Annotated in this window: 4 protein-coding genes; all 4 read left to right on the top strand. The window is 59.9% G+C overall.

The window, feature by feature from the left end; genetic code table 11:
* The first annotated feature begins 227 nt into the window (after window positions 1-227).
* Genes ABD974_RS15225 through ABD974_RS15210 form a run of 4 tightly spaced genes read left to right on the top strand, consistent with a single transcriptional unit; the run spans window position 228 to window position 4,620 of the window.
* Entirely contained in the window at window positions 228-1,349 is a 1,122-nt protein-coding gene (locus ABD974_RS15225; protein ID WP_345304190.1) for a patatin-like phospholipase family protein, read from the top strand.
* Entirely contained in the window at window positions 1,336-2,400 is a 1,065-nt protein-coding gene (locus ABD974_RS15220; protein ID WP_345304189.1) for a cyclic GMP-AMP synthase DncV-like nucleotidyltransferase, read from the top strand. The genes ABD974_RS15225 and ABD974_RS15220 overlap by 14 nt, the downstream gene beginning before the upstream one ends.
* A complete protein-coding gene (locus tag ABD974_RS15215; protein WP_345304188.1) occupies window positions 2,400-4,163 on the top strand; it encodes a ThiF family adenylyltransferase in 1,764 nt (587 codons plus the stop codon). Before ABD974_RS15220 ends, ABD974_RS15215 begins: the two co-directional genes overlap by 1 nt.
* Window positions 4,138-4,620 (top strand): M67 family metallopeptidase, encoded by a 483-nt coding sequence (locus ABD974_RS15210; protein ID WP_345304187.1) that lies wholly within the window; start codon window positions 4,138-4,140, stop codon window positions 4,618-4,620. Before ABD974_RS15215 ends, ABD974_RS15210 begins: the two co-directional genes overlap by 26 nt.
* Window positions 4,621-4,822 lie beyond the last annotated feature (202 nt).

Genomic DNA, 4,822 nt, shown 5'->3' with positions numbered 1-4,822 from the left:
GGGCTACGCCTGCGCCGCCTCGGGCGAGGAGGGTGAGGCTGTAGCGTGGGGGCAGGGTAGGCGTCGGCTGTTGTTGAGGGGGGGCAACTCGCGACCCGATGCAGCCTTTCCATTAAGCCGAAGTTGGGTTCAGGTAGCGAATCTTCCAGCCTGCTAACTCTTGAAGCCCTTGAAAACGCGGACAGCGTCCCATATTTGGTGGTCTTGGACCCACAGGGGGCGCATATATGGGGATTGAAGATCCGTTTCGAGTCCTGTGCCTGGACGGTGGTGGGATGCGCGGCGTCTACCAGGCGACCTACCTTGATGCATTCTCGCATCGGCTCCGGGTCTCAGGCTCTGGAGAGACAGATCCGGGCCGGGCATTCGATCTGCTGGTAGGGACCAGTACCGGCGGGATTGTCGCCTGCGCTTTGGCGGCGGGTATTCCTCTCGGTAAAGTGCTGGTGCTGTACCAGGTGCATGGCCGGGAGATTTTTCCGCGGCAGCGACTGCGAGCAATGCCGAGGCTGGGCAAGTACGTCCGCGGCCTGTTCTCCGCTCTTTCCTCCGGGGACCAAGCATTGCGCGCCGTGCTCAGTGATGCCTTCGGCACCGAAACCATGGGGCAGGTCTACGAGCGCCGCGGTATCGGCTTGGCGATCACCACGGTGGACTTGAATCGCCATGCCTCTGTGGTGTTCAAGACCCCCCACATGGATCGTCTCAACGGACGAGACAACGATCGGCTATTGGTGGACGCCTGTATGGCGACCAGCGCTGCCCCTATCCTGCGATCAATCGCACGCCTGACCGAGCCCGGTGGCAGCGGAGCCACTGTGGACTATGTGGACGGTGGCTTGTGGGCGAACAATCCGGGCGCGGTGGGCATGATTGAAGCACACGAGATCTTGCAGCGGCGAGGCGAGGTTCGTCGCCCGATTCACCTGTACATGCTTGGCACGCTTCCGGTGCAGGGCGGCGAAGAACTTAAGAGTGCCAAGAAACTGCACCGTGGGGCGCTGGGCTGGGACGGTGGTCTCAAAGCTATCGCCGCAAGCATTAACGCACAGGCGGTCGCATACGACTACCTCGCGCGGAAGATCGCAGAACTGCGGGGACATGGCAGCTTCGCCTACCGGCTGCCGGCGCAATGCCCGTCCGGCGAGCTTCACAAGTATCTGGAAAACATGGACGACGCGCGTCCCAAGGTGCTCAACGCGCTCGCCCGGCAAGCCATCTCCGACGTCGATTTTGCCTGGGCGACGACTGAATCAGACGATCGGATGAGCGCGTTCCGCACTGCACTGGCAGGCGCATCCGATCCCTGTCGCCAGCATCCCGAGGCAGACAAACATGACCAGCATTGACTGCAATAAAGAGATGAGGGGGTATCACACGGACGAGGTGACCCTCTCTAACGACGATCAGGCGGAGATGCGCGACCGCCGCGACAATGGTCGGACGAGGCTCAAGAACGGATTGACCAAAGCCGGTCACCCCCTGCCGGAAGAGTTCAGCTCGCAAGGTTCCTATGCGATGCGCACCATGGTTCAGGACGATGCGTGCGACTACGACATCGACGATGGCGTGTATTTCGACAAAGAGGACCTGAAGGACGCTAATGGCAACTATCTCGGCGCGCGCGATGCTCGCGCGCGGGTGCGCAGCGCGCTGAAGGACGACCGGTTGGCCTACGACGCAGTAGTCAAGACCAATTGTGTGCGCCAGCAATACCCTGACGGATACCATATCGACATTCCCGTTTACCGCACGATCCGCTCGAAAGACTTCTGGGGAAACGAGGCCGTTGAGTATGAGCTGGCTGGCGGCGACAACTGGGTCAAGTCGGATGCTCGTAAGGTGACGCGTTGGTACAAGGACGCCGTCGGCTCTGAACTGAAGGCAGGGCAGTCCGATACCAGTCAGCTTCGTCGGATCACCAAGCTGACCAAGAAAATGGCTCGCAGTCGCGCTGCCTGGAAGAAGAAGACCACCAGCGGCATCTGCATCTCGAAGCTGGTCGTGGATCACTTCGTGGCGCGTGCTGACCGGGACGATGACGCTGTGCGCGACACTTGGAAGGCGATCAAGGCGCAGTTGACTTTCAGTCAACGCATTGGCCATCCGGTGTATGCAGACAAGAATCTCGCCGAGGAAGGCGACGAGTGCGTACTCTTCTTCCGCGATTGTCTGGGCGATGCATTGGAGTTGCTGAAGGTCCTTGACGAGCACGACTGCACGCGCAAGAAGGTGGGCGGCGCCTGGGACAAGGTATTCAATACGGACTATTTCAGCCTCCAGCTCGCAAAGGACGACACTGCGGCCAAATCGTTGCTGCGGCCTGCTGCTGCGGCTGCCGCCAGCCTCAGCTTCCCCAGCCGTCCGGTGGTTCCGAACAAGTCCTCGGGTTTCGCCTGATGAAATGGGCCATCGACGATCCTGCTCGCTTCTTACACGAGCGCGCGGAGCTTGATCGTTTCGAGGCAGAAAGCGATTGGCTGAGCACGGCTTGGCGCGTGTCTGAAAACGGTTCGATCGCAGTCGACCTCGACATGACAATTCATGGTCGCGTATTTGCGGGGCGGATGATCTATCCGGAAACGTTTCCGGACTCGCCGCCCTACATCTGTCCGCGCGACGCTTCCGAGCGGTGGTCCGGCCACCAGTACGGTGCCGGTGGTCCGCTATGCCTGCAATGGCGGTCTGACAACTGGCACCCCGCTGTGACTGGTGCGGACATGGTGCGTAGCGCGCGCGAATTGCTGAGCACCGAACAGCATCCCGAATTGCCGAACACCGTGCCGTCGGCTCACCGTCTGACCCCAGGTCAGGGTATGCGCGGTGCGGGGCGGCGCTTCGTGGCGACCGCCGAGTTGCTGGCCACATGGACGGCGCTCCCGCTGTTGTCGAGAACCGGGTTGCAATCGTCGATCGTGTATAACTCGGACGCAATCGTCATGTTCGTGGCGAAAGTCGCCGACGCGCAGGATGTACTGCAGGACGTGATTGATCTTCCAAAAGGCATCGCCACATCGCTTCCGCTGTTCTCACTGTCCGGCGATGGATGGATCTTCCGGAGCGATGCCTTCGACCAGCGCCAATCTATCGAATCCGCAGAGATGCTGGTACGAGTACTGACAGAGGCCGGCTTCGCCACTGACGACGTCCTGGTTCAGGAATCGGGCAAGTACAAAGCCAAGACCATCGTGCTGCTGGGCACGGCGTTGTCGTCGCTGCGGGTGTTTCTGATCGACTCAGGCGAGCAGCCAGAATTGCTGGAGCACCGGATCGTATTCCCGTCGCTTTCCGACTTCAGACTGTCAGAGGAAGCACAGCAATTGGCCAGTGTCCGTGTCGGTATCGTCGGGCTCGGTTCTGTTGGCAGCAAGGCCGCGATTTCATTGGCGCGAGCCGGCGTCCGAAAATTTCTGCTGGTGGACGACGACTACCTCTCGCCCGGCAACATAGTGCGCCATGAGTTGTCTTGGGCCTATGTGGGTACGCACAAGGTGCGGGCAATGCGTGACGCCCTGTCGCTGATAGCCCCTGCGGTGCAGGTAGATGCAAGGACCACCCGCCTCGCCGGCCAGGAGTCGGCGGTGTCCGCAGCAGCCGCGCTCAAGGATCTGGCCAGCTGCGACCTGCTGATCGACGCGACGGCCAACCCGGAAGTATTCCTTTTGCTGGCGGCGCTCGCGAGAAAGAACGGGAAGCCGCTTTGCTGGGCTGAGGTATTCGCTGGTGGCTACGGCGGAATGATCGCACGGGCACGCCCAAAGCATGACCCGAATCCGTTAGCTGTTCGCGACGCCTACCACGCCTATCTGGCAACCCTTCCCGACGCGCCCTTCAAGAATGCGGCCGGTTATGACGGGACTGAAGAACAGCCGCTAATCGCATACGATAGTGATGTCGGTTTCGTTGCGGCTGCCTTGACCCGGCTGGTGATCGATACTGGATTGTCCCGAGAACCAAGCGAGTATCCGTACTCAGTGTACTTGCTAGGCATGCGCCGCGAGTGGATATTCGAGGCACCATTCGACACCTGCCCGATCGACGTGCAGGGCGAGGGCTGGGAGAGCGATGGCGATGCCGTGAGCGATAAGGACAGAATCGCCGTCGTGGAGGCGTTGTTGAGGATGTGCGAGGAACTGCGTGCTGACACTGATCCTCCCATCTGAACATCATGAATTGCTCCTGATGGCACTTCGCAAGGCGGGCCGGCGAGAAGTCGGCGGAGTCCTAATGGGTGAACATATCGGGCCGAATCTGTTTGTTGTCCGGGAGATGACCGTGCATCGTCGTGGTGCATTCGCGTCCTTCGTTCGGCGGATTGAGGATGCCATCGGGAAGATTCATGCTTTCTTTCGGGAGACGGGGCACGACTACGCTCGATTCAATTACATCGGCGAATGGCATTCGCACCCATCGTTTGCGCCTTACCCAAGTAGGACAGATGATCTGTCGATGCTGCAGATTGTCCAGGACGTAGCTGTTGGTGCGAACTTTGCAGTCTTGCTGATAGCCAAACTTGGCCCCGGCGGAGAACTGATTTCCACCGTTCATACCTACCTCCCTGACGGAGCGCGGTCCCTATCCGAACTTCGTATCGAAAGACTTGATAAAAACGACCGTTGAATCTGTGGCGGATGCTGGTCAAACCGCCCAATGCCGGTGTTTGGTTGAAACTCGTCGTCCCAAAAATGCAGCCTTCCCGGTTGTGCGGCCGGTTACGATGCGATACTGTTTACTTTGAGAGAGTGTTTGGATGCCGGTTAGTCAGGCACGACCAATTTTTGTCCGGCAACGCCCCAATTGCCGTCGAGAACCCCGAAGCGAT

Origin of the sequence: Lysobacter hankyongensis, from assembly GCF_039543145.1 — a bacterium.
GTDB classification, from domain to species: Bacteria; Pseudomonadota; Gammaproteobacteria; order Xanthomonadales; family Xanthomonadaceae; genus Lysobacter_I; species Lysobacter_I hankyongensis.
Note: the sequence above shows the minus strand (reverse complement) of the source record. Positions and strands in the feature narration are given on the sequence as shown.

What these genes read in the sequence shown, in the direction of transcription:
- ABD974_RS15215 (WP_345304188.1), top strand. Translation starts at nt 2,400, where the DNA reads ATGAAATGGGCCATCGACGATCCTGCTCGCTTCTTACACGAGCGCGCG.
- ABD974_RS15225 (WP_345304190.1), top strand. Translation starts at nt 228, where the DNA reads ATGGGGATTGAAGATCCGTTTCGAGTCCTGTGCCTGGACGGTGGTGGG.
- ABD974_RS15220 (WP_345304189.1), top strand. Translation starts at nt 1,336, where the DNA reads ATGACCAGCATTGACTGCAATAAAGAGATGAGGGGGTATCACACGGAC.